General features: G+C 41.4%; 17 protein-coding genes. 13 read left to right on the top strand and 4 right to left on the bottom strand.

Going from position 1 to position 24,773, the window contains the following annotated elements:
• Positions 1-204 precede the first annotated feature (204 nt).
• The 6 genes from ltrA to thiW all read left to right on the top strand — a co-directional run bounded on the left by ltrA (position 205) and on the right by thiW (position 6,742).
• Positions 205-1,599 carry a group II intron reverse transcriptase/maturase gene (ltrA, locus tag EUBREC_RS11415; protein WP_012743033.1) on the top strand — a complete coding sequence of 465 codons (1,395 nt, stop codon included), beginning with the start codon at positions 205-207 and terminating at the stop codon, positions 1,597-1,599.
• A 653-nt stretch (positions 1,600-2,252) separates the two neighbouring features.
• Positions 2,253-3,104 (top strand): hydroxyethylthiazole kinase, encoded by an 852-nt coding sequence (gene thiM / locus EUBREC_RS11410; RefSeq protein WP_041254169.1) that lies wholly within the window; start codon positions 2,253-2,255, stop codon positions 3,102-3,104.
• Between the two features lie 83 nt (positions 3,105-3,187).
• A complete protein-coding gene (thiE, locus tag EUBREC_RS11405; protein WP_012743353.1) occupies positions 3,188-3,838 on the top strand; it encodes a thiamine phosphate synthase in 651 nt (216 codons plus the stop codon).
• 102 nt (positions 3,839-3,940) lie between these two features.
• The gene (gene thiD, locus EUBREC_RS11400; RefSeq protein WP_012743352.1) at positions 3,941-4,732 is read left to right on the top strand and encodes a bifunctional hydroxymethylpyrimidine kinase/phosphomethylpyrimidine kinase; all 792 of its coding nucleotides are present in this window, start codon (positions 3,941-3,943) and stop codon (positions 4,730-4,732) included.
• A 92-nt stretch (positions 4,733-4,824) separates the two neighbouring features.
• Positions 4,825-6,135, top strand: a complete 1,311-nt coding sequence (gene thiC / locus EUBREC_RS11395; protein WP_012743351.1) for a phosphomethylpyrimidine synthase ThiC — start codon at positions 4,825-4,827, stop codon at positions 6,133-6,135.
• A gap of 73 nt (positions 6,136-6,208) precedes the next feature.
• A complete protein-coding gene (gene thiW, locus EUBREC_RS11390) occupies positions 6,209-6,742 on the top strand; it encodes an energy coupling factor transporter S component ThiW (protein WP_012743350.1) in 534 nt (177 codons plus the stop codon).
• Between the two features lie 9 nt (positions 6,743-6,751).
• On the opposite strand, the gene EUBREC_RS11385 is transcribed toward thiW, so the two are convergent.
• From EUBREC_RS11385 to EUBREC_RS11375, 3 genes are all read right to left on the bottom strand, one after another.
• On the bottom strand, positions 6,752-8,395 hold the full coding sequence (locus EUBREC_RS11385; RefSeq protein ID WP_012743349.1) for an EAL domain-containing protein: 1,644 nt from the start codon (positions 8,393-8,395) through the stop codon (positions 6,752-6,754).
• Positions 8,396-8,537: 142 nt separating this feature from the next.
• Positions 8,538-10,391, bottom strand: a complete 1,854-nt coding sequence (locus tag EUBREC_RS11380) for a sensor histidine kinase (RefSeq protein ID WP_012743348.1) — start codon at positions 10,389-10,391, stop codon at positions 8,538-8,540.
• A gap of 67 nt (positions 10,392-10,458) precedes the next feature.
• Positions 10,459-11,187: a LytR/AlgR family response regulator transcription factor gene (locus EUBREC_RS11375; protein WP_012743347.1), complete on the bottom strand. Its 729-nt coding sequence runs from the start codon at positions 11,185-11,187 to the stop codon at positions 10,459-10,461.
• A gap of 143 nt (positions 11,188-11,330) precedes the next feature.
• On the opposite strand from EUBREC_RS11375, the gene EUBREC_RS11370 reads away from it, so the two are divergent.
• From EUBREC_RS11370 to EUBREC_RS11340, 7 genes are all read left to right on the top strand, one after another.
• Positions 11,331-12,212: a Yip1 family protein gene (locus EUBREC_RS11370; RefSeq protein ID WP_012743346.1), complete on the top strand. Its 882-nt coding sequence runs from the start codon at positions 11,331-11,333 to the stop codon at positions 12,210-12,212.
• Positions 12,213-12,485: 273 nt separating this feature from the next.
• Positions 12,486-13,736 (top strand): bacterial transcriptional activator domain-containing protein, encoded by a 1,251-nt coding sequence (locus EUBREC_RS11365; protein WP_012743345.1) that lies wholly within the window; start codon positions 12,486-12,488, stop codon positions 13,734-13,736.
• A 98-nt stretch (positions 13,737-13,834) separates the two neighbouring features.
• On the top strand, positions 13,835-16,006 hold the full coding sequence (locus tag EUBREC_RS11360) for a glycosyltransferase (protein ID WP_012743344.1): 2,172 nt from the start codon (positions 13,835-13,837) through the stop codon (positions 16,004-16,006).
• Positions 16,007-16,033: 27 nt separating this feature from the next.
• On the top strand, positions 16,034-17,323 hold the full coding sequence (locus tag EUBREC_RS11355) for a glycosyltransferase family protein (RefSeq protein ID WP_012743343.1): 1,290 nt from the start codon (positions 16,034-16,036) through the stop codon (positions 17,321-17,323).
• A gap of 2 nt (positions 17,324-17,325) precedes the next feature.
• Positions 17,326-18,834 (top strand): glycosyltransferase, encoded by a 1,509-nt coding sequence (locus tag EUBREC_RS11350; protein WP_012743342.1) that lies wholly within the window; start codon positions 17,326-17,328, stop codon positions 18,832-18,834.
• A gap of 43 nt (positions 18,835-18,877) precedes the next feature.
• A complete protein-coding gene (locus EUBREC_RS11345; RefSeq protein WP_012743341.1) occupies positions 18,878-19,915 on the top strand; it encodes a sugar transferase in 1,038 nt (345 codons plus the stop codon).
• 100 nt (positions 19,916-20,015) lie between these two features.
• Complete coding sequence (locus EUBREC_RS11340) at positions 20,016-20,927, top strand: glycosyltransferase (protein ID WP_012743340.1); 912 nt, start codon at positions 20,016-20,018, stop codon at positions 20,925-20,927.
• Positions 20,928-21,910: 983 nt separating this feature from the next.
• On the opposite strand, the gene EUBREC_RS18030 is transcribed toward EUBREC_RS11340, so the two are convergent.
• A complete protein-coding gene (locus EUBREC_RS18030; RefSeq protein WP_306718517.1) occupies positions 21,911-24,589 on the bottom strand; it encodes a hypothetical protein in 2,679 nt (892 codons plus the stop codon).
• Between the last annotated feature and the right edge of the window lie 184 nt (positions 24,590-24,773).

The following is a 24,773-nucleotide window of genomic DNA, read 5'->3' as shown; positions in this document are numbered from 1 at the left end:
ATGCATGATAAATGAGGCAGATGGATGGAGAGGAAGAAACGTGTGGTACCTAGGGAGGTCTGTGCGGTATGCCTTGAAAGAGGTAACCATTGTATAAAGCAATGCTGAACGCATAGAAGTCAGCAGAGGTCATAGTAGCCGAGAGGTGAAGGACCGAATCAGTAGGAGTCTTGAGTATGACCGAGAAAGGAGGAATGACCGTCTATGGCAGAAAACATTGAAAACAATGGCTGTTCGCAAAGAGATAATGCGGAACATGAAGGGTATGTGAAAGCGTCCAGGTCATTCAATCGGATATGGAAAGAAAGAGACAGTGCACAGCCGAGACTTTTGGAAACGATACTGTATAAAGACAACTTTAACAGAGCGTATAAGAGAGTTAAGGCAAACAAGGGAGCGCCGGGAATTGATGGCATGACCATTGAAGAGGCTCTTCCATATCTAAAGGAACATCAACAAGAGATAACTGACCGCATTTATCGTGGAAAGTATACTCCGTCTCCAGTAAGACGAGTTGAAATTCCCAAACCAGATGGTGGTGTGCGAAAGCTTGGCATACCAACAGTGATAGACCGTACACTTCAACAGGCAATAACCCAACAGTTAGTGCCAATCTATGAACCGCTGTTTGCAGATGGTAGCTATGGCTATCGTCCGAACAGAAGTGCAAAAGATGCAATACTTAAGGTTAAGGAGTATGCAGAACAAGGCTATACATTCGCTGTAGTCCTTGACTTGTCAAAGTACTTCGATACTCTTAATCACGAAATTCTCATCAATCTTCTACGAAAGAATGTAAAAGATGAACGTGTAGTACAGTTGATAAAGCGCTATCTGAAAAGCGGTGTAATGGAAAACGGAGTGGTCATTGACACAGAGGAAGGCTCACCACAAGGTGGAAATCTATCACCATTGCTGGCAAACATCTACCTCAATGAGTTCGACCAGGAATACCTGAAAAGAGGTGTTCCATGCATAAGATATGCAGATGACATCGTGCTTCTTGCAAAGAGCAAGCGAGCATCAGAGAGACTCTTGGAAAGCAGTACAAAATATCTTGAGGAGAGGCTGAAACTTACAGTCAACCGAGAAAAGAGCCGTACAGTCAGCGTGTTTGCAATCCGAAATTTTAAATTCCTTGGCTTTGCATTGGGAAGGAACGGAAAAGGCATATATGTCCGAGTTCATCCGAAGTCATGGAAGAAGTTTAAGTCCAGACTGAAGGAGTTATCTTCCCGTAAGCGATGTCAGTCAATCAAGCCAAGCCTTGAGAAAATCAAAGTATATGCAAGGGGATGGCTTAACTACTACGGAATTGCAAGTATGAAGAGCAACATAGATGACATCAACGGATGGCTCTATCACAGAATACGCATGTGTATATGGAAACAGTGGAAGAAACCTAGAACGAAATATAAAAATCTAGTCAAACTTGGAATCCCAGAACACTATGCGTCAACAATAGCAAACAGTCGCAGAAAGTATTGGTATATCAGCAATAACAAAGCTGTGATTTGGGCGCTGAATAAAGAAAGACTGATAAACAGTGGCTTTTACGATTTAGCCACAGCCTATCAGTCTGTGCACGTCAACTATTGAAAGCGCCGTATACCGAACGGTACGTACGGTGCTGTGAGAGGACGGCGGTTAGTCACCGCCTCCTACTCGATTCATGGGCATAATTTCTACAGTATCTAAGCCACTTCGCTATTCGTGCCTCGGGAGAGTGCGTGTGCACCCCGGTGCCCGGGGCTTACGCCCTTACGTTGTGGTTCTCTCAATGTACGAATATGAGTACACTTGCGGATTTTGCTTGATTTATTGGGGAGTGCGTATTATATTAAATATAATGACTATTCAGAACCACTGAGAACAAAAAAAGGTGATGCGTCATGCTTGCATGTAAGCAGCAGGTTTTCTTGTTCTCAAGGGGCTCGAATAGAGCCACCCCCACACATATGAGCAAAATTAGCTGCGTAGCAGCGGGAAAGCACGAGCATCGTGCGTTTTTGCGAATGTGCGTGGTTTGGTTCTGAATAGTTACATTATTCCTAGATTTATTTATAAAAACACAACAGGGGAGCTGGTGTTTAGCCGGCTGAGAGTAGACTGGTAGTGTCTTGACCCATAACCTGATTTGGATAATGCCAACGTAGGATAATATCGCACGATTTTTAGGCGGATATACTCATTGGCGGTATATCCGCTTTTTGAATGTGTGGGTGATTATGAATAGTTGTAAAGAGATACAGATGAATAATTTTATAGAAAAGCTTAAGTCACGCAGTCCTTTGATTCACAACATCACAAATATGGTTACTATCAATGATGTGGCCAATATTGAGCTGGCATGTGGGGCCAGGCCTATTATGGCTATGGCACCGCAGGAGATGGATGAGGTCACGGGTATCTGCGATGGGCTGAATCTGAATATAGGCACTCCCTCTGAGGAGCGCTTTGAGGCGATGCGCATTGCTGCGAGGATGGCAGCGAAAAAGAACATTCCTATTGTGCTTGATCTGGTTGGTGTGGGCGTGAGCCGCTTCAGGATGGATTTTGTGATGAGCCTGCTTGACGAGGTGCGTGTGGATGTGATTAAGGGCAATTTGTCTGAGGTCAAGGCTGTTATGGAGCATGGCAGGTGCGATGGCGGCGTGGAAGTGACCGATACGGCAGATGAGTCTGATGCAAAGGCGCTTGCGTGCAGGGCGGCCCTGCGATATGGCAGCATCTGTGTGATTACAGGTGAGACCGATTATGTGGCAGAATTATGTGATGAAGCTGATTGCTATGACAATAATGAAAGAAGTGTGATGTGCATCACAGGCGGCCATCCTATGATGAAGCGGGTGACAGGCACCGGATGTATGCTTTCAGGGCTCATTTGTGCATTTGTTGCGGCTGATTGCGATGATAAATACGGTGCAGTCACGGCAGCACTTAGCTGCATGAAGAGTGCAGGCGGGCTTGCTGCCTCTGATATGGCAGAGCACGGCAGAGAGACTAACAGCTGTTATTTCATTAAGCCCGGAAATGCTGCATACCGGGACAGGCTGATTGATGCAGTATATCATATATGCGATGGTGATTATGAACTGATGTGAATATCGCTGTATGACAGACAATTGGTATGCAGGTCATGAGTCTTATATTTGGAAAACAACAGGATAAGAGGTGAAAGGTATATATGAACGAAACTGATTTAAAGCTCTACGCTATAACAGACAGGCAGTGGCTGCACGGAGCTAGGCTTTCTGAGCATGTGAAGCTTGCGATAGAGGGCGGTGCCACTATGATTCAGATCCGTGACAAGGATATTCTGAGTACGGATTCTGATGCAGGGCTTAAGGATGAGTATAGTGAGGCTCTTGAGATAAAGAGAATCTGTCATGAGCACAAGGTGCCGCTCATCATCAATGATAACGTGCAGTTTGCAATTGATATAGCTGCCGATGGAGTACATCTGGGACAGGATGACATGAATCCGGCGGAGGCCAGGAAGCTTCTTGGAACTGACAAGATAATAGGAGTCACGGCAAAGACCGTGGAGCAGGCAAAGAGGGCAGAAGCTGATGGCGCTGACTATCTGGGAAGCGGAGCTGTGTTTGGCTCTACCACAAAGCTCAATGCAAAGCCTATGACAAAGGAGCTTCTGCGTGAAATCACGGCGGCTGTCGATATACCGGTTGTTGCAATCGGAGGCATAAATGCAGACAATGCGGTCACGCTAAAGGGCACAGGGATTGCAGGAATCGCAGTGGTAGGAGCGATATTTGCAAGCGCAGATATAAAGGCTGCAGCCAAGGAACTCGCAGGAATATGCGACAAAATTCTGTAATCACAGTATGACATACTGCTATAACTACAGTAATTAAACAATATTTTGAAGATACTGAACAGTTACGAGAAATCACAACATTCAGTAGAAAGGAGCGTAAATATGCATACAGCACTTACAATTGCGGGAAGCGATTCAAGCGGTGGCGCAGGCGTGCAGGCCGATTTAAAGACCATGCTTGCAAACGGTGTGTTTGGCGAGAGTGTCATCACGGCACTCACGGCACAAAACACCATGGGAGTTGACGCGGTGATGAATGTACCGGCTGATTTTATCGAGGCACAGATGAAGGCTGTTTTTTCGGATATTTTTCCGGATGCGGTGAAAATCGGTATGACATCATCGGTAGATACGATTGAGGCGATTGCCGCAGGTCTTGTAAAATATAAGGCAAAAAACATAGTTCTGGACCCGGTGATGGTCGCTACAAGCGGAAGCAGGCTGCTTGAGGAAAATGCAGCAAACACTCTGATGGAGAAGCTGTTTCCACTGGCTGACATCATCACGCCAAATATCCCTGAGCTTGAGGTGATATCAGGCAGACAGATTGAAAGCACAGATGACATCATAGAGGCATCAAAGGCTGTTTATGATAAATACGGCTGTCCGGTTTTAAGCAAGGGAGGTCATTTCACAGACACAGCATGTGTGTGTGACTATTTGTGGGATGGAAAGCAAATCATCACATTTGAGACCAAAAGAGTGGATAATCCAAACTCACACGGCACAGGCTGCACGCTTTCATCAGCGATAGCCAGCGGTCTGGCAAAGGGTCAGTCGCTCGAGCAGGCTGTGGATAACGGCAAGAGATATGTCACAGCATGTTTAAAAGCCATGCTTGACCTGGGACACGGCAGCGGTCCTATGAATCATGGAGCGTTGTTCATACAATGAAATAAGCACATGTTAAATAATTAATAGCAGTAATAATAAGAATAGTAATAACTACTAATTAACAGTAATAAAATAAAGAACAGGAGAGTACAATGAGTAATTACACAACACAGATGGATGCCGCAAGAAAGGGCATCGTAACACCTGAAATTGAAAAGGTAGCAAAGAAAGAGAAGATGGATGTAGACAAGCTGATGGAGCTTGTTGCAAGCGGAAAGGTAGCTATTCCTGCTAACAAGCATCACAAGTCACTTGATGCAGAGGGCGTTGGAAGCATGCTTCGCACAAAAATCAATGTAAACCTCGGTGTGTCAAGAGACTGCAAGGACTATGATGTGGAGATGCAGAAGGTCATGAGCGCTGTAAAGCTTGGAGCAGAGGCTATCATGGATCTTTCAAGCCATGGCAACACACAGCCATTCAGACAGAAGCTTACAAGCGAATGTCCTGCAATGATAGGAACAGTGCCTGTTTATGACAGTGTTATCCACTATCAGCGTGATCTTGCAACACTTACAGCACAGGATTTTGTCGATGTAGTCAGACTCCATGCAGAGGATGGAGTGGACTTTGTCACACTTCACTGTGGAATCACAAGAAAAACGATAGACCAGATTAAAAAGCACAAGCGTAAGATGAATATCGTAAGCCGTGGAGGCAGCCTTGTATTTGCATGGATGTGCATGACAGGAGAGGAAAATCCTTTCTACGAGCACTATGATGAGATACTTGAAATCTGTGAGGAGCACGATGTGACAATCTCGCTTGGAGATGCCTGCAGACCGGGATGCCTGGCAGATGCAACAGATGTATGCCAGATAGAGGAGCTTGTAAGACTTGGAGAGCTCACAAAGCGTGCATGGGATCACAACGTACAGGTCATGGTAGAGGGACCGGGACATGTGCCGCTTGATCAGGTAGCAGCAAACATGAAGGTACAGCAGTCAATCTGTATGGGAGCACCATTCTATGTACTTGGACCTCTCGTAACAGATATCGCACCGGGCTATGACCACATCACAGCAGCAATCGGTGGAGCAGTGGCAGCAATGAACGGCGCAGCTTTCCTTTGTTACGTGACACCTGCGGAGCATCTTGCTCTTCCAAATGTGGAGGATACAAAGCAGGGAATTATTGCGTCAAAGATTGCGGCTCATGCAGCTGATATTGCGAAGGGAATACCGGGAGCCAGAGATATAGATGATAAGATGGCAGATGCCAGACGTGTGCTCGACTGGGATGCACAGTTTGCATGTGCACTTGATCCGGAGACAGCTAAGGCTATCAGGGATGACCGTCTGCCTGAGGATGACCACAGCGAGGCATGCAGTATGTGCGGTAAGTTCTGTGCAGTGCGAAGCATGAACAAGGCACTTGCAGGAGAGTATATTGATATACTATAACTATTCAGTACAGAAACGACTCGCAACTGTGAAGGTACTGAACAGTTACGATATACTTTAAGGTGAGGTAATAATGGAAAGTAAAAAGAACACTAAAAAAAGAACTCTTTCAATCAGAAAGATTGCCATGGCAGGAGTGCTTGTGGCAGTTGCCGTAGCAGGAAGCTTAATAAGCTTCCCTGTTGCCGGCAGCAAATGTGCACCTGTACAGCACATGGTAAATATATGCGCAGCAGTATTTTTAGGACCTGCATGGGGTGTCGGTGTGGCATTTTGTGCGAGTATCATCAGAAACCTGACAGGACTGGGAAGTCTCATGGCATTCCCAGGAAGCATGGTAGGTGCTCTGTGCTGTGGACTGATGTACAGATTCAGCAAAAAAATCATACCGACATGTATTGCAGAGGCGCTTGGCACTGGCATACTCGGAGGTCTGGCAGCGTATCCTCTTGCAAAATACGTGATGCTTATTCAGCCTGAAGGCATGTTTATATACATAGTGCCATTCCTTATCTCTACAGTGGCCGGAAGCATAGTGGCAGCAATTGTCATGCTGATTTTAAAGAAAAATGGCGCACTGACAGTATTTAAGGAAAATCTTGAGTAATATCCAGGGCTATGGCTTTATAAGAAGCTTCATAAGCTCATCCTGACAGATAGACCTAGAGTAGTGATAGCCCTGAAACCAGGTGACGTCGAACTGCCTGAGATAGCTCTCAAGGTTATCATTTTCTATGCCTTCAATACATATCTTTAAGTCTGCGGCATTGGCAAAATTAATCATTCCGATTACAAGTGCCTGCTTCTTTTTCTCCTCGAGAATGTCTTTAACAAAGAACATATCTATCTTGATACCCTCTACAGGAAGCTCAAGCATCATCTGAGATGAAGAGCTTCCTGTGCCATAGTCATCCATAGTGATGTGGATTCCGGCTTCCCTGAATGCAGTGACGGTTTTCTTTATCATAGATATAGGCAGATCTCTGCATCGCTCTGTAATCTCTATCCACAGCTGTGAAGGTGGAAAATCATACTCTTTAAGAATTGCCAGAGTATCTTTTACAAAGTTTTCCTTTTCAAGCTGCTCTGAGGATGCATTTACATTGATGAAAAAGCCCGGTTTTATCTTTGCAAATTCACTGGCTGCGCTTATTGCAGTTCTCATGATATAATTTCCTAGCTCATACATAGCCGGGGTATCCTCAAGCCAGTCGATAAACAGTCCGGGTGGCACCGTGCCAAAAGGCTCCTTTTTCCAGCGTACCAGAGCTTCAGCACCCATTATTTCACCATTGCAAGCCTTTACAATGGGCTGAAACTCTACAAAAAACCCATCACAGCTATTGATAACCGACTGATGAATGATTTTCATGATATCTATATGCGAGCTGCCATTGAACCTGACCATATCATTGAAAAATAACAAATCAGAGCTGTGAAGCTCCTTCGCACGGTCTAGAGTATACTCTACCTTGCTGATGACAGTTGAGGTATCACCATCATAATCCTTGAGAATCAGACACGCAGCATATATATCAAACTCAAATTTAAAGCATTTAAAGAAATACATGGACTTTATTGTATCGGCAATTTTCTGATAGAAGGACTCGGCCAAGGCACGGTCTGCTTCCTTTACCACAAATACAAACTTGCAATTATTCATATAGTAGGTAGCGGTGCTGCCATCCATCATGTAGATGAACTTGAGCGCAAGCTCACGCTGGATTGCAGTGTTGAAATTGGAACCATAAAGTATATTGAACTCATCTATATGACCTATCTCCACCTCGATTATGGCTACAGACCTGTTTTCCATGATATAGCCGTTGATGTCTCTTTCAAACTTTGACTGACCATAAAGATATGTATATGGGTCGATATCCGGAAGGGTATTTTCGTTTCTGAGCACGAGGACATGGTAGCGGTGTCCGTCATCACCGGTAAAAATATCAGAATAAAATCCCATCATATATTCTTTGGTATGCTTTCCCATGCGGACATAAAATATATCATCCGGTTTTTCACCATTTAAGCGATAGCGGATTTCCCGCTTATATTCCGGCAGGTCAACGTCGTTGACACAAGAGCTCAGCTGTTCAAAGAAGCATGTATGCTCGCCGGCTTCAAAGCCGAAAAAATCAGCTGTCTTGTCCGGTACGTAAGATAAGTCATTATCCAGGTCGGTGATGATAGGATATATCCCGTCTGATAATTCTGAAATTTTATCAATAAATTCCTTGTATATCGTGTTTTCTATCATAAATTAAAACTCCATATGTGTATAATGCACAAAATTCTTTTATTATTATAGCATATGTATGCATTATATACAATAAGTTAGTTGGACTCTGAAAATGATATTTAGGTATGAAGCATTAATATAAATTAATGATTTTAGTGTGTCATTTATATATTTGAAGGTATACTGATGACTGAAATATACCATCAGCTGCTTCAAATGCAACGTCACCATCATATTTGCCGGCAACAGAGCGGATGGATGACAGACCTATACCATAGTCGTCCCTCTTAGAAGAACGGTATTTTCCGTTTTGGATGGTAACATGTCCGTCAAAGCTGTTGTCCATAGTAATAATAAGTGTCTTATAGTGTACGTGGGCATGCAGTCGGATAAAACGTGATGGTGTTTCGTCTGAAGAATCCAGAGTATCCATGCGTCTGCAGGCTTCTATAGCGTTTTCTATCAGATTTCCAAATACCAGGCACAGGTCATTGTCCAAGGCCGCATCATCGGTTTCCGGAACAATAAGCTTTGTCTCAAGAGCGATATTTTCATTTCTGCATATGGCACTATAGTATGACAGAATGGAATTGACTACCCTGTTTTCGCAATAGCTTGCAGGCGCAGATGGTATGCTGTGGATCAGGGAATCCAGGTATTCATTCAGCTGTTTATTTTCAGTGTTTGCGAGGCCTTTTATTGCAACAAGCTGGTGACGCAGATCGTGGCGCTGCTTCTTAAAAAGCTGTTCGTTTGTTGTGATGAGCGAATTATATTTCTTCTGCTCCAACAGGGAATGCTCAAGGAGATTCATATCGAATATGAGCCTTTCATTCTCACGTTTTATACTGAGCATATCGCTTATATTAAGCCCCATTACAATTCCCATGATTATAATGAAAAGCAGTGTTCCAATCTGGTACAGCAATGACAATGAGGCCACAAATTTTAAATGATAGTTGATTATCTCGGCACATGAAGCAAGTGCCAGTATGAATACCGGAACCATCAGCCGTTTTGCCCTGCTGTTTTGGCTGCGAACAGCCTCAAGGATGATGTATGCAGTCAGGAAGCAAAGTATGAGAGGCAGAATGACATGGAACACGTACATGCTCTGAGATAGTGCCACCGTACCGCTAAGCTGTAAGACACAAGCGACAAGGTCAAGCACGGTGAGGAGCTTCGCGATAACTATAATTGGCTTGTCATTCTTAAAACCAACTGCAAGCCTGCAGAAATACAGCAGCGGAATCATCTGCGAGAAAAGCCCTATAAAAGCACACAGATAAAGCAGTGTAGGGTTTTTGATTATGACACCTGTGTAGTTGCACTCGCCGATAGACCACATGCCGGCCATGAGTGAGAAGAATCCAAAATGAAATATCATCTTGCAAACCTCTTTATCGTAGTATAAAAGCATCAGCGAGATAAATATAAACAAAACACCTGCGGCAAGCTCAAGCAGTGCTATAAAGAATGACCATTTATTCAGCTTTAACAGAGTGAAAAATAAGGATTTGTATGCTCCGTAGATAGGAGAATATACCGTAAGCGAGCTTCTGGTAACAGGAGACAGATACTCTATGCGAAGCTCTGTATCACCCGAATGACCGTCAGTGCCTATCAGGTACCCCTCGGTTGCGGGATCCTTCATATAGGATGGATAGTTTTCGGCCAGGCCAAACTCATATATGAGTTCATCGTCCAGATAGACCTTCGCAGGGGAATAGACAGTTTTTATGTAGATAGGATCATCCTTGTTCAGGTTGATATGTGTTGTGACGGTGACATGTGTGCGCGGCGAAAGGTGCTTAAAGGTATGTGGAAATGTGATTTCTTCTTTATCTGAATCCGAGCCTTCCACCACAGCATAGGCAGAGCTTACGATAGTGGCTTCAGGATAGCTCGCCTGGCTCATAATCATGTTTTTTGAGGAAAGAAGCAGTATGCAAATCAGTGTAAGCAGTATAATTGTCAGATAGGGAATATTTCGTATAGCGCTAATTTTTTTCATAATCCGGGCTCCTTGCAGTGTATTACTTTTGACAGTCTAGCTCATATCAAATCAATAGGAAAGTGCCTTATTTAAGCCCTCTGGTGTGCTCAAAGTAGTATCTCTCCAGAGCTTTTTTGGCTTTGCCGGAGAGCTCTCTCTTGATAGGGATATTTGTGTCATCGGCCATCACGAAGCATTTGAGTGAAGTATCAATGCGTGTGACATACGACAGGTTTACCGCGTAGCTTTTGTGCGGCAGAAAAAACAGCTCAGCGGGCAGCTGATCTGAAAGCTCTGAAAGCTTCTCATAGCAGCTGATTTCCTCATTTTCTTTTAAATGTATGAAAATCTGCCTGGCTCTCTGCTCTATGTACATGATATCAGAAAGGGCAAGCCTCTCCATACTCTTGTTTCTCTTCACATAAAGAGATGGGGCATCGGATTTCTTCAGCATGGCAAGGTGAAGAATGTTACTTAGCTCAGCTGCAGAAACCGGCTTTTCGATATAGCCGATGGCAGACAGCCTGTAGCTTTCCAAGGCATGCTCCGTGCTTGTTGTGATGAAAGCAACCGGGATATCGGCATCTGTCTCGCGGATTATGGAGACTGCCTCGATGCCGGTCATGGAATCTTTCATGTATATATCCATGAGCAGCAGGTCATACTTTCCGTACTCATATGAGGCAAGAAAAGAATCTGCATCAGTAAAGACAGTGTATGTATTTTGGATATCGCTGTGGTTGAGAATATCACAAAGCAGCAAGGTCTCTGCAGCTTCGTCCTCGCATACAGCTATATTAAGTGTTTGTGGCATGTTTATTCCTCTGTAGAATGTGAATGATTATAAATAATCATAATATAATATGGAATAAATATCAAATAAATATTGCTATTAAATATCCGAAATGCTAATATAGTTATCAGCAGTTTATTAATTATTTTAAGGAGGTTTCAGTTATGAAATACTGTACAAATTGTGGCAGGCAGTTAGCTGATGATGAGGTATGCACATGTCGTCAGCAGGCACAGCCACAGACACCAAATCAGACACAGGACAACAATGCACAGGCAGATAATGCAGCACAGCAGGGACAGTTTAACGGACAGCCACAGGGCAGTGCACAGGGACAGTTCAACGGACAGCCACAGGGACAGTTCAATGGACAGCCACAGGGCAGCGCACAGTCGCAGGCGTTTGATAACTTCACACAGCAGGTGGGTGCAGCAGGACAGCAGCTGCAGAATGACAAGAATGTGGCATCTATCATCACATTCTACAAGGGTCTTGTTAAGAAGCCGGCACAGGCTGCAGCAGACTTTGTAAAGAATGCAAATATGGCATCAGGCTTTATATTTATTGGCTTATTTGCCATAGTAGAAGTAGTGCTGTCTGTAGTATATCTGTTATCAAGTGTAATTGGCAGCATAGGCGGCTTTGGATTCTCATTTTACCCGGCGAGCTTCTTTGAGGGAATCTTCTCAGGAATCGTAGGAGAGGCAGTAAAAGTACTCATCCTGGCAGCAGTCATTCTGGTTGTATTAAACGCAGTGCAGAAGGATAAAAAGGTGACATTTGCACAGACACTTTCAGCAGCATGTCTGTATGATGCAGTATACCTTCCGATTATCCTGGTGGCAGCAATCATTGACATAATCCCGTTCCAGTTCTTTGGCAATGTGAGCAGCTGGCTGCATACATTTGCGGGAGTAGTAGGATATGTAAGCATATTCTTTGGAGTAAGGGCAATAGAAGAGGATGACAACAAGCTTCCACTCGTGTGTGGACTGGCATTCCTTGCAACAGCCATTGGTTCAACAATTGTAAATGCTATTTTCTAATTTAATATATCTGAAAAGCCGGATCCTGTGAGATTTTCTTGCAGGATCTTTTTTTATTTCTGGCTTTGAATAGCTATCATATATCTTACGATTTGTCAAGTACGAGTTTTGACACTTTTTGTGTAAATTGTCGTTGTTATTGCCATGCGCGGAATTGATGTATAATGATAATTAGATTAATTTGTTTAGTTAAAAACTAGCTGAATATATGAGTCAATGATAATATGAATTCTATAATAAGCAGGTTTATAAAACTCGGGAAGAGAGGCACCTATGACGCATAAAATCAAGGTACAGATGTTTGGCAATTTCAGAATGGACTATAACGGAGCACCATTTGTGGCGGAAAAAATGCATAAGGAAAGCCAGTTCAATCGCATGATGCAGGCTTTGATACACTATTCTGACTGCGGAATAGCAAAGGATAAGCTCGAGGAAATAGTAATCGGTGAGCGTGATATAGATGCACCTCACACAGCACTAAGAGTTATTGTATACAAGACAAAGCAAAAGCTCGCACAGCTCGGACTGCCGGGAAAGAACCTTATATATTTGGAGGGAGGCATATATTACTGGACTCCGGATATAGAGATAGAAGAGGATGCAGCAGAGTTTGAGAAGCTCTATAATGAGGCCTGTGCACTGGAAAAGCAGATGCCACAGGAGCCGGAGAGTGCAGAGACAGTGTGTGATGAGCGGATAAAGGAAATAGAAGACAATATGCTTGAGCTGTACGTAAAAGCACTATATCTGTACAAGGGTGAATTTCTGGCGGCATATACAGGAGAGACGTGGATAGCACAGGAGGCCAGACGCTATCACACCATGTTTGAGAAAATCATAAATGAAGCCGCGTACATACTGCGAAAGAGAAAACAATTCAAGGGGCTGGAGAAGCTCGGAGTATATGCGGCAAAGGTCGACCCGTTCAATGAGTGGGAGGAGCTTATCATGGAGGCGATGGTAGAGACCAGGCGCTATGAGGAGGCGGAAGAGCTATACACGGATGTCGTGGACTATTATCTCAGGGAGTGCGGTATTTATCCATCTTCAAGACTCTTGGAAATCCTTGAGAAATACAATAATCAGATGAATCATGCACATGAGATACTGGAAAACATCCAGGAGGGCATGAACGAGCAGGAGGAAACGGAAAGAGGCGGATATTTCTGCAGCTATCCGGTATTCAAGGGAATATACCAGGCGTCCATCCGTATTATGAAGCGCACAAGGGTACCTGTATATCTCATGCTCTGTACTCTGGAGGACGAGGAAGGTAGACAGGTACAGGGCGAGACAAAGATGAACAAGTATTCAAGGCAGCTCAAGAAGTGCGTCGGTGAATCAATCCGCTACAGTGACATATATACCTCGTATGGAAAGGTGCAGTTTCTTATCATGCTCATCGGAATCAAGCGTGAGGACTGCGAGATAGTGAAAAAGAGAATCAACCGCCAGTTCGCAAAGAAAAATCCGAGAGCCGCAGAGAAATGTCATGTGAACAGTATAGTTTGTGAGTTGTAAAGGGAATAGTACAAATTAGTTGGAAAAGCTGCAAGGTGCTGTTACATAATTAGAGGAAGATTTAATTTGATTATTTTATATATTATGGAGAAAATGTTATGAATGGTAAAGACAAGATATCAGTAATTATTCCATGCTACAATGTGCAAAAATATATTATGAGATGCTTCGATTCAATTTACAGCCAGACATATGGCTTTGAAAATCTCGAAGTGATACTCATAGATGATTTATCGACAGACAATACATGGTCTATATTAGAATCCTTACAAAGACAATACCCGGAGAATGTTATATCTCTTAAAATACAGAAAAAAGGAAAGTGTGGCGGTGCACGTAATCTGGGAATGGATATCTGCACCGGCAAATATATCACATTTGTGGATGCGGACGATTATGTGCATCCGGATATGCTTAGGGTGTTGCATGATAGAATGACAGAGGATGATTATGATGTGGCACAGTGTGGTGTATCGTGTTTTAAAGCAGATAAGCCAAATGTATTAGAAGTAAATGATTTTGAAATTCAAAGGCTTGATTTGGATAATGTTGATAATAGGAAAAATCTCATTATAGGTCTGACCGGATTTACTAATGTAACAGCATGGGCAAAGCTATACTCGACCAAATTTATAATAGAACATAATCTAAGATTTATAGAAGATGTATATTATGAGGATACATATTTTTCCATGCTTTGTGTGTTACTTGCAAAGAAATATTGTAAGGTGCAATCGACATTATACTATTACTTTGAGAATACAGAGGGCATTATACGTTCTGAAATTAGCAATGCAAAGATCCGGGATGCTAAGATTATTATGGATCATATAAGGCAGGCTATTCAAAGTAGAAAAGCAGAACTGAGAAATGTAATTGAGCAGTGTCACTGTGAGATACAGTCATTTTTGTTATGGCATCAATATCTTGAGTCATACAATAGAATAGAAAATTTCCTAAAAAAAGAATTGGATATTTGCAAAGAAGAGTTCTTAAAGAGTGAACCGGATATATTTAATAATCCATATGTGAGGGCTTTTTCAGATGATGCGGTATTGAAAAGAATGTCAAAGCTGAGGGTAACTGCGAAAAAAATGGATAATGTATGGTTTTTAGATAATGCAATACATATCTGTCTTGGTATACATGATAAGGATGGAAATTACAGTGTCTGGGCTGGAACAACGATGCAATCCATTGTTGAAAATACAAAAGCACCAATAGTTTTTCATATATTACATGATGACACATTGAATGAAATGAATAAAAATAAGCTGAGTCTTATTGCTGATAATAGTGGAAACGGCATAGAATTTCATCACTTTAATCCAGACATTTTTGGCTCATTGGCTGATTCAATGAATAGATTTACAATTGGAACAATGTTCAGAATTATGTTGCCCGATATTATGCCGGATTTAAAAAAAATAATATATTTGGACTCTGATTTATTTGTAAATACAGATATTGAAGAATTATGGAACCTAAATATAGATAATTACTGTCTGGCGGCTGCTCAGGATTGTTCGACAATAAGAAATTGGGGAACTCCATACGCTGTAGCAGCAGGGCAGACAAGCCGAGACAGATATTTTAATGCAGGTGTTCTTTGCATGAATCTTGACAATATCAGGAAAAATGGAAGCCTGTTTCAACAGGTTATGGATTATCTGAGCGATAATCCACGAACATGGCTTCCTGATCAGGATGCTTTAAATGCCATATTCAGCGGAAAAACCTTATTGATAGATGAAAAATGGAATTATTTTATTGATGAGGCAAGAAAAAATAATGAGAAAGCAGAGAAAAAAATATATCATTATGCTGCAACCCTGTTGATGCTGCATACAAATAATGAAATTGACAGAGCATACTATTTTACAATACTGAGAACCCCATGGGGAGAGCAGATGGAGGATGGCTTATTGTGTAATTCTATGGGCAGAATTGTAGATAGAACAGGTATGCTGGAGAAGTTGCTAAAAAAAGCTACTCAAAACAATATACGATTCGTATTCTATGGTGGAGAGAATAGCTCTATAAGGAAGGCAATGAGGCTATTAAACAGAAATTTCGATAGCTGTGAATGGCATGAGCATTTAGAAGAGAATGAGATTATCTGTGATGATAATACGGTCTATATAGTTTCAGCGGATGCGGACGATAGTAATGGACTGGAAATACTTGCAAATGCCGGATTAGAAAATGGTAAGAATTATTTTATAACACAGAGGTTTTTACATTATACAGAGGGTGGGTTTGCCCTATAGTTTTTAATATTGAAAAATGGAGATAATATGATTATATTGGCAAAAGAATATACGGATTTTATAAAAAGAATAAAGAACACCATCAATAATACGGGAAAGAGCTGTTCGGTGTGCACACTTTTGGCAATGACAAATCATAATATCAATGATGTGTTTGGGTTTTATGATTGTTATATTGATGAAAATAGAAAAGGCGAGCAAACAAAAGAATTATATTATGCATTTATCGAATTACCTAAATGGTGGGCTGTTCGAGCAGATGGGGTTGATGGAGCTGTATATGATAATAATATAAAAAAGGCATCCATATATTTTAATGAACCAATTGAAAAGCGTAATGTTAAATTAGTTGAATGGCATGATGAAGAAAATAGAGTTTATAGAAAAGATTATTATAATAAAATGGGTTACAAATATTGTACGGAAAATGTGCGAAACAATAAAATTATATTACGTGAATTTTTTGACAGTGAAGGTAATCTTGTACTTTTAGAACAGGTAATGTCGCAAATATATACTGTTTTTGAAAAAAACGATATAAAAAAAGTGTGTACATCATTTGCGGAACTGTTTACAGATATTATGATCAAAGCTGAAATAAGTGATAAAAATATAGTTGTTTTTGATGTTGAAGAATTGGAAAAAATATATGGGCTGCGTGAAAAATATTCAGTTACATTTTTTTTGAATGATGATAAACAGTATGAAAAATTTCAAAAAGGCGAATTTGTAGATAAATTAAGAATATTATGTAATGATAAAAATAAAAGAGATTGGATCGCCAAGCACACAAATTGTGTGTGTAAAAGCTTTTATTTATATGATAAAAGAAAGAAAAATAAATTTGGAATAAAAAAAGCTTTGATTTTTACCGATTCTGACCAGCTGGAAATGATTGACACGTTGATCACAGAAATACCGGATCTGGACTTTTATGTTGCAGCATGGACACTTATGTCAGATAAGTTACTTCAATTGGAAAAGTATGAAAATGTTTATTTGTATCCAGTGGTTTCGGAAGAAAAAATAAAGGAATTGTTTGATTTATGCGATATATATCTTGATATAAATTATTATAATGAAGTTTATAGTTCGACAAATGTAGCAGTTAATAATAGCATGGTAATATTTGCATTTGAAAATACAGTTCACAGAAGAGATATTTGTTTGAAAAATAATATTTTTGAAATAACGGATTGTGATAGAATGATTGGCAGAATAAAAGAAACAATGTATGAAGAATCAATATATCGAGAGTTGATAGAAGAACAATATAAAAAATTATATACAGCTGTAACGGAAATGTTTGAGGAATAAGTATGAGAATATTCGATTTTACATTAATGAATGGCTACGAGTTTTCCGGGGTAGATGTAGCGCAGGGATTCCGTGCAAAGTTATTTAAAAAAAATAATATTGATATAAAATATTGTTTTATGAATCTGCCGACGCAGAGAGATTTAGATCTATATATTAATCAGGGAATCGATAGAGAACAGATAATCTCGAAAGAAATATATCTTACCGGACGTATGGATATGAGATTAAGCTTAAAAAAAGATATATTGCTCTCGAAAGAAATAATTGATCATGACGATATCATAGAGAAGGATAATATTACATATCTTATTGAAAACAATAAAAAAAAGTGTGAAATAATTTGTGACGATGAAAATAATATTATAAGTGCTTCATATTATAAGGATGAACGTATTATTTTTACTAGTTTTTATTTTGATAGTCTGGCATACACGGAATTATATGGAACATCTGATTGTGAAATTGGAGAAAGCCAGCTTGAGAGGCGTTTGTTCTGGGACACGAACGGAAAGCTTGTATTTGAGCAGGTATTTGATGCTGATAAAATAAAGTATGTGTTTAGTAATGGACAGGTAATGGACAATCAGGAATTATTGATATATTTCATTAAGCAATTAGCACTCAATGAAAATGATATATGCATTTTGGATAGAGGGGGGTATTTAGATTATTTAAGACCATTGTTTGAATTTGGAAATAGAGCGAAATTTATTTGTGTTCTGCATTCTGACCAATATTATGAATTGAATGAGAATATAGGTTCATTATATATGAACTATGAGTATTATTATTGGTTTAAATATTCACAGGCTATAGATACTTTTATTGTAGCGACTGAGGAACAGCGGAAAGCATTAATAAATAAGCTTAAAGAACATGATTGCTATATACCATCAGTCAGTGTAATACCCCCCGGAGCAATTGAAACACAAAAATGTATTATAGAAAACAGAAAAAAATATAGTATTATATCAGCTTCCAGAATCGAAGAAACAAAAGGTATTGATTTATTGATAGCAGCTGTTATTGAGGCGCACAAGTACAATCAATATATAAATTTAGATATCTATGGAGAAGGATCGGATGAGTATATATTGCATTTGAATAATATTGTATCTTCCAATAATGCTAGTGATTATATTCATTTTATGGGGAGGCAGAATGTTAAATTGCTCTATCGGAATTATGAAGTGTACGCATCCTTTTCACAATTTGAATCATTTGGACTTTCATTAATGGAAGCAACGGGTAATGGCTTGGCTATGATAGGACTAGACACAAGGTATGGTAATAGGTTGTTTATTAAAAATGAACAGAATGGATATCTGATAGATGGGAAGTTGATGAATAAAAAAGTTTTAGCTAAGAAAATTGGAATGGCAATTGTAAAAATCTTTGAAAATGAAGATAGGTTAAAGCTTTTTCATGAGAATTCATATAAAATTGCAAGTGGTTTTACAGAGGCAAGTGTAGAAAAAAAGTGGATGAGGTTATTAAGATACAAATGATGGAAACCTCAATGAAACTACGAGCTTGTAGACAGGAGTATTAATGAAAACACACATTACCACACTAAACAATATGGCAGGGACTGCCAGTCTGGCACATAGAAGAGTATTAAAGGTGGCTCAGAGTATTGGCTGTCATGAAATGGGCTTGTCTTTTTATCCTTTAAAGCCAGATTATGCAAAGGAGATAGACAAACGCCTTGATGGGATAATTGCGCCTCTTAACTATGGGGATATTGTGATTTTTCAGTATCCAAGCTGGATTGGGGTGAATTATGATGAGAGTTTTGTAAACAAGATAAAGTCATACCGGGATACAAAGCTGATAATTTTTGTTCAGGATATACAAAAGCTTATGTTTGATTCTGAACAGGCAATTCTCGATATGGAAATTAAAACTCTCAATAAGGCGGATTTACTTATTTTGCCATCAAAGAAGATGCATCGCTATCTGAAAGAAAATGGGCTTGATGAGAAACCTGTTATCTATCAGACTATCTGGGATATGCCATCAGACATTTGCTTTGTAGATCATGCTGTAACAAGATGCTTTCACTTTGCCGGGAATTATAATCGTTTTCCGTTTCTGGCAGAGTATCATGGCAAGACTCCGATTTATCAATATGATGCAAATAAGCCGGACAGAGAAAATGATGACAGCTTTTGCTGGAAAGGGTATTTTGAGCAGGAAAAGCTAATGCATGAGCTTTCCAAAGGAGGCTTTGGGCTTGTTTGGAGTGATGATGAATATTTTGACAGATATTATTCGATGAATCAGCCGTACAAACTCGGTACAAATCTGGCAGCAGGAATACCTGTTATAGTAAAAAGAGGCTGTGTTCATGATAAATTTGTCGAAAGAAACGGTCTGGGATATGCAGTTGATACGTTGGATGAAGCTGATAAACTGGTTCAGAGTATTACGGATGCAGAGTATATAGAGCTTTATCGTAATGTAAAGAATATTCAAAAGCTGATATTAGATGGCGCATATACCAGAAAAATACTTCAGGATGCAATAATTGAGGTATTGGAAAATGCCTGTACACCGGTTGAAAACAGATATCAAGATCATATATAGATTTAGCAGACAAATTAACAGTGACAGGATATAGTATTTGACCATGATCAGGTGTATGAATCACAGATAGTTGCTACAGTGGAATAATAGGGAAGAGATTATGAGCGTACATATTACAAAAACTTATAACATAGGCGGATTGATTGGTCTCCGTCAAAATGCGGTGAAAAACGCTGGTGAAACACTTGGCTTTAAAGAAATGAGTTTATTTAAATTTCCTGATACATATGATAGTGATGATGAGTTGCATGTTAGGATGGATGGCATAATTGCATCACTTTGTCCGGAGGATATAGTGATTTTTCAGCATCCAAGCGGTGAGAGTCCCAGATACGATGGATTTTTATTTGAGCATTTAAGAAGATATCATGGAACGAAAATTGTTGCGTTTATACAGGAAATAGCATCAGATAGAGATGACAGCGAGTATTCTTTGAGTGATGAAATCACGCTGCTTAACCGGGCCGATATGTTTATTTTTGCCTCGGCTGCGCTGCGGGATTACTATATCGCAAATGGATTAAAAGAAAAACCTTATCTGATTCAGAATATACCGGATTATATGACAGACATTTGCGCAAATGAGCATAAAAATAAAAAACTATATATTATGGCGGAAACGAGTCAAAATGAATATCCATTGAACAATTTGAATATAGAGGTGGTGCAATATGATGAGTACCACGTCACTGAATCTATACTTAGATTATCAGACGGAGGCTTTGGCTTAATATGGGATACTGACGAGCAGGCACTCGGACTTTATATGGCTGCCGGAATCCCAGTGATAGTTAAAAAGGGGCTGAGCTGTGAAAAGTATGTGACAGATAATGAAATAGGAGCAGCAGCGACAGATTTTGAAGATGTATACCGGATAGCTGTATCAGAATCGGAAGATAAATTGAGTCAATACTACGCAAATGTAAAAAAACTGCAAGATTTGTTCATAAATGGAATATATACCAGAAAATTATTGCTGGATACCTTGATTTTGTGTAGAGAAAGGCTATAATTTGGCGGTATATAAATGTTTTTATACGATTTTAGATACACCGTGGAGTTTATATTTATAGTGTAAAAGAGGAAAACTATAGTTATGTCCGGATGAAAGAGGATTAGGAAACAGATAATCCAAGTATCCGGATTCGTGTGAATAAGGAGAGACTATATGAATAAGAAGAAGGTTGACAGTATTTTAAAAGGTATAACCGCAGCGGGAATTGCCATGGGTGGAGTCAGCTCTATCCAGGGTGCTGATATGGTTATGGCTGCAATTAATGAATCGGCAGCAGATTCCAATTCGTTAGCTGACGCAGGCTCTTTATCTGAGAGCGAGAGGACAGAGTATAGCGAGAGTACAACACAGAGCATGAGTGAAAGTGCATCAGAGAGTACTAGCGAAAGCGTGAGTGTAAGTGAAAGTACCAGTGATAGTTCAAGCGCCAGCGAAAGTGCTAAGCAGAGTGATGCAGAACAGCAGAGTGGTGATAATGTTGTAGCGGCTGCATATACAGATGATGCAGAACAGGATATGGCTGTTTATGCTCGAATGAGTGGAATGCCGCAGCTTGCAAGTAATGATACATATAGAGATGGTTGTGTATCAAAAAAGGTACATCATGTCACTAAGATTACGGCAAATAATTTTAAAGATTTAGCTGGGAATGATATTGAAGTTAGAAATGGAAAATGGTACCAGTTTTGGGAGGATGAATCATGCCAGTATAGAGTAAAGAATTCATATACAGGTAATTGGGAATATTTTAATGACTTTGATTCAGTGAAATTTAATTGGACAACAGGGTATGCTTGGAATGCGAAAAAATATTCTCAAACAGGCGGATTGTATATATGTGATGGAAATGCGTTTGTATTAAAAGTGTCTGATAATGAATGGGTAGAATTTAGAAGTAGTAGTACAGGTGGAGTACATACGTATAAATACGCATATAAGCATGGGGATTCCATTGATTTATTGGATAATGCAGATCCAAACTATGAGAAGAGTGAATCAGTAAGAATATCAGAGAGTTTGAGTGTTGAAGCAAGTACGAGTGCCTCAACAAGCGCAAGCACATCGGCAAGCACTAGTGCATCGACAAGTGCAAGTACAAGTGCCTCAACTAGTGCAAGCACCTCAGCAAGTATAAGTGCCTCAACAAGCGCAAGCACATCAGCAAGCACAAGTGCCTCAACAAGTGCAAGCACCAGCGCCTCAACGAGTGCAAGTACATCAGCAAGCACCAGCGCCTCAACGAGTGCAAGTACATCAGCAAGCACCAGCGCCTCAACGAGTGCAAGTACATCAGCAAGCACAAGCGCATCAACGAGTGCAAGTACCTCAGCTAGTACCAGTGCATCGACAAGCGCAAGTACAAGTGCCTCAACAAGTGCAAGTACATCAGCAAGCACGAGCGCCTCAACAAGCGCAAGTACAAGTGCAAGTACATCAGCAAGCACGAGCGCTTCAACCAGCGCAAGCACCTCAGCAAGTACAAGTGCATCGACTAGCGCAAGTACATCGGCAAGCACTAGTGCAAGTACGTCAGCAAGTACAAGTGCTTCAACAAGTGCATCAACAAGCGCAAGTATCTCAGCAAGTACAAGTGCATCAACGAGTGCAAGTACATCGGCTAGCACAAGTGCATCGACAAGTGCAAGTACCTCAGCAAGCACCAGTGCATCAACAAGCGCAAGCACCTCAGCAAGTACCAGTGCATCGACTAGTGCAAGCACCTCAGCAAGTACAAGTGCATCGACTAGTGCAAGCACATCAGCAAGCACCAGTGCATCAACTAGTGCAAGTACATCGGCAAGTACCAGTGCATCAACAAGTGCAAGTACATCGGCTAGCACAAGTGCATCGACAAGTGCAAGTACCTCAGCGAGCACCAGTGCATCGACTAGTGCAAGCACATCAGCAAGCACCAGTGCATCAACAAGTGCAAGTACATCGGCAAGTACAAGTGCATCAACAAGTGCAAGTACATCGGCTAGCACAAGTGCATCGACAAGTGCAAGTACCTCAGCGAGCACCAGTGCATCAACAAGTGCAAGTACCTCAGCAAGCACCAGTGCATCGACTAGCGCAAGTACATCGGCAAGTACAAGTGCATCAACAAGTGCAAGCACATCAGCAAGTACGAGTGCATCAACAAGTGCAAGTACAAGTGCATCAACAAGTGCAAGTACCTCAGCAAGCACGAGCGCATCAACAAGCGCAAGTACAAGTGCAAGTACATCAGCAAGCACAAGTGCATCAACAAGTGCAAGTACATCAGCAAGCACAAGTGCATCAACAAGTGCAAGTACATCAGCAAGCACAAGTGCATCAACAAGTGCAAGTACATCAGCAAGCACAAGTGCATCAACAAGTGCAAGTACATCGGCAAGTACAAGTGCATCAACAAGTGCAAGTACATCAGCAAGCACAAGCGCATCAACAAGCGCAAGTACAAGTGCAAGTACATCAGCAAGCACAAGTGCATCAACAAGTGCAAGCACCTCAGCAAGCACAAGTGCATCAACAAGTGCAAGTACATCAGCAAGCACAAGTGCATCAACAAGTGCAAGTACATCGGCAAGCACAAGCGCATCAACAAGCGCAAGCACCTCAGCAAGCACAAGTGCATCAACAAGTGCAAGCACCTCAGCAAGTACGAGTGCATCAACCAGCGCAAGTACCTCAGCAAGTACAAGTGCATCGATTAGTGCAAGTACATCAGCAAGTACATCAGCAAGCACCAGTGCAAGTACAAGTGCTTCAACCAGCGCAAGTACATCGGCAAGTACCAGTGCATCAACTAGCGCAAGTACAAGTGCTTCAACAAGTGCAAGTACCTCAGCAAGCACAAGTGCATCAACAAGTGCAAGTACCTCAGCAAGCACAAGTGCCTCAACCAGCGCAAGCACCTCAGCTAGCATAAGCGCATCAACAAGCGCAAGCACCTCAGCAAGCACCAGCGCATCAACAAGTGCAAGTACCTCGGCAAGTACCAGTGCATCGACTAGTGCAAGTACATCAGCAAGCACCAGTGCATCGACTAGCGCAAGTACCAGTGCTTCAACTAGTGCAAGCACCTCAGCAAGTACAAGTGCATCGACTAGCGCAAGTACATCAGCAAGTACCAGCGCCTCAATCAGCGCAAGCACAAGTGCATCAACCAGCGCAAGCACCTCAGCGAGCACAAGTGCCTCAATAAGTGCAAGTACATCGGCTAGCACAAGCGCATCAACAAGCGCAAGCACCTCAGCAAGTACAAGTGCCTCAACCAGCGCAAGTACATCGGCTAGCACCAGTGCTTCAACAAGTGCAAGTACATCGGCTAGCACAAGTGCATCGACAAGTGCAAGTACCTCAGCCAGCACAAGTGCCTCAACCAGCGCAAGCACCTCAGCAAGTACAAGCGCATCGACAAGTGCAAGTACCTCAGCTAGCACCAGTGCTTCAACAAGTGCAAGTACATCGGCTAGCACAAGTGCTTCAACAAGTGCAAGTACCTCAGCAAGCACCAGTGCTTCAACAAGTGCAAGTACATCAGCAAGCGCAAGTGAATCAGCAAGCGCAAGTGAGTCAGCAAGTGCAAGCGAATCAGCAAGTGCAAGTGAGTCAGCAAGTGCAAGTGAGTCAGCAAGTGCAAGCGAATCAGCAAGCACAAGTGAGTCACTCAGCACAAGCGAGAGCATCAGCACAAGCACGAGTCAGAGTCAGTCAACTGCAAATGTAGTACCGACACCGGCTCCAACTCCTGCACCGGCAGTAGATAATGCACCTGCACCGGCAGCAACTATCACACCGGCTGCTACACCTCTTGCAGCAGCTACACCGGTAGCTCCGGCAGCGCCAGTAGCTCCGGCA

This window comes from Agathobacter rectalis ATCC 33656 (assembly GCF_000020605.1).
In the GTDB taxonomy this organism is placed as follows: Bacteria; Bacillota; Clostridia; order Lachnospirales; family Lachnospiraceae; genus Roseburia; species Roseburia rectalis.
The sequence above is the reverse complement of the archived record's forward strand: the minus strand, read 5'-3'. Positions and strand labels throughout refer to the sequence as shown.

Excerpts from the sequence above, each read along its gene's own strand:
- ltrA (WP_012743033.1), top strand. The coding sequence starts at position 205 with ATGGCAGAAAACATTGAAAACAATGGCTGTTCGCAAAGAGATAATGCG.
- thiM (WP_041254169.1), top strand. The coding sequence starts at position 2,253 with ATGAATAATTTTATAGAAAAGCTTAAGTCACGCAGTCCTTTGATTCAC.
- thiE (WP_012743353.1), top strand. The coding sequence starts at position 3,188 with ATGAACGAAACTGATTTAAAGCTCTACGCTATAACAGACAGGCAGTGG.
- thiD (WP_012743352.1), top strand. The coding sequence starts at position 3,941 with ATGCATACAGCACTTACAATTGCGGGAAGCGATTCAAGCGGTGGCGCA.
- thiC (WP_012743351.1), top strand. The coding sequence starts at position 4,825 with ATGAGTAATTACACAACACAGATGGATGCCGCAAGAAAGGGCATCGTA.
- thiW (WP_012743350.1), top strand. The coding sequence starts at position 6,209 with ATGGAAAGTAAAAAGAACACTAAAAAAAGAACTCTTTCAATCAGAAAG.
- EUBREC_RS11385 (WP_012743349.1), bottom strand. The coding sequence starts at position 8,395 with ATGATAGAAAACACGATATACAAGGAATTTATTGATAAAATTTCAGAA.
- EUBREC_RS11380 (WP_012743348.1), bottom strand. The coding sequence starts at position 10,391 with ATGAAAAAAATTAGCGCTATACGAAATATTCCCTATCTGACAATTATA.
- EUBREC_RS11375 (WP_012743347.1), bottom strand. The coding sequence starts at position 11,187 with ATGCCACAAACACTTAATATAGCTGTATGCGAGGACGAAGCTGCAGAG.
- EUBREC_RS11370 (WP_012743346.1), top strand. The coding sequence starts at position 11,331 with ATGAAATACTGTACAAATTGTGGCAGGCAGTTAGCTGATGATGAGGTA.
- EUBREC_RS11365 (WP_012743345.1), top strand. The coding sequence starts at position 12,486 with ATGACGCATAAAATCAAGGTACAGATGTTTGGCAATTTCAGAATGGAC.
- EUBREC_RS11360 (WP_012743344.1), top strand. The coding sequence starts at position 13,835 with ATGAATGGTAAAGACAAGATATCAGTAATTATTCCATGCTACAATGTG.
- EUBREC_RS11355 (WP_012743343.1), top strand. The coding sequence starts at position 16,034 with ATGATTATATTGGCAAAAGAATATACGGATTTTATAAAAAGAATAAAG.
- EUBREC_RS11350 (WP_012743342.1), top strand. The coding sequence starts at position 17,326 with ATGAGAATATTCGATTTTACATTAATGAATGGCTACGAGTTTTCCGGG.
- EUBREC_RS11345 (WP_012743341.1), top strand. The coding sequence starts at position 18,878 with ATGAAAACACACATTACCACACTAAACAATATGGCAGGGACTGCCAGT.
- EUBREC_RS11340 (WP_012743340.1), top strand. The coding sequence starts at position 20,016 with ATGAGCGTACATATTACAAAAACTTATAACATAGGCGGATTGATTGGT.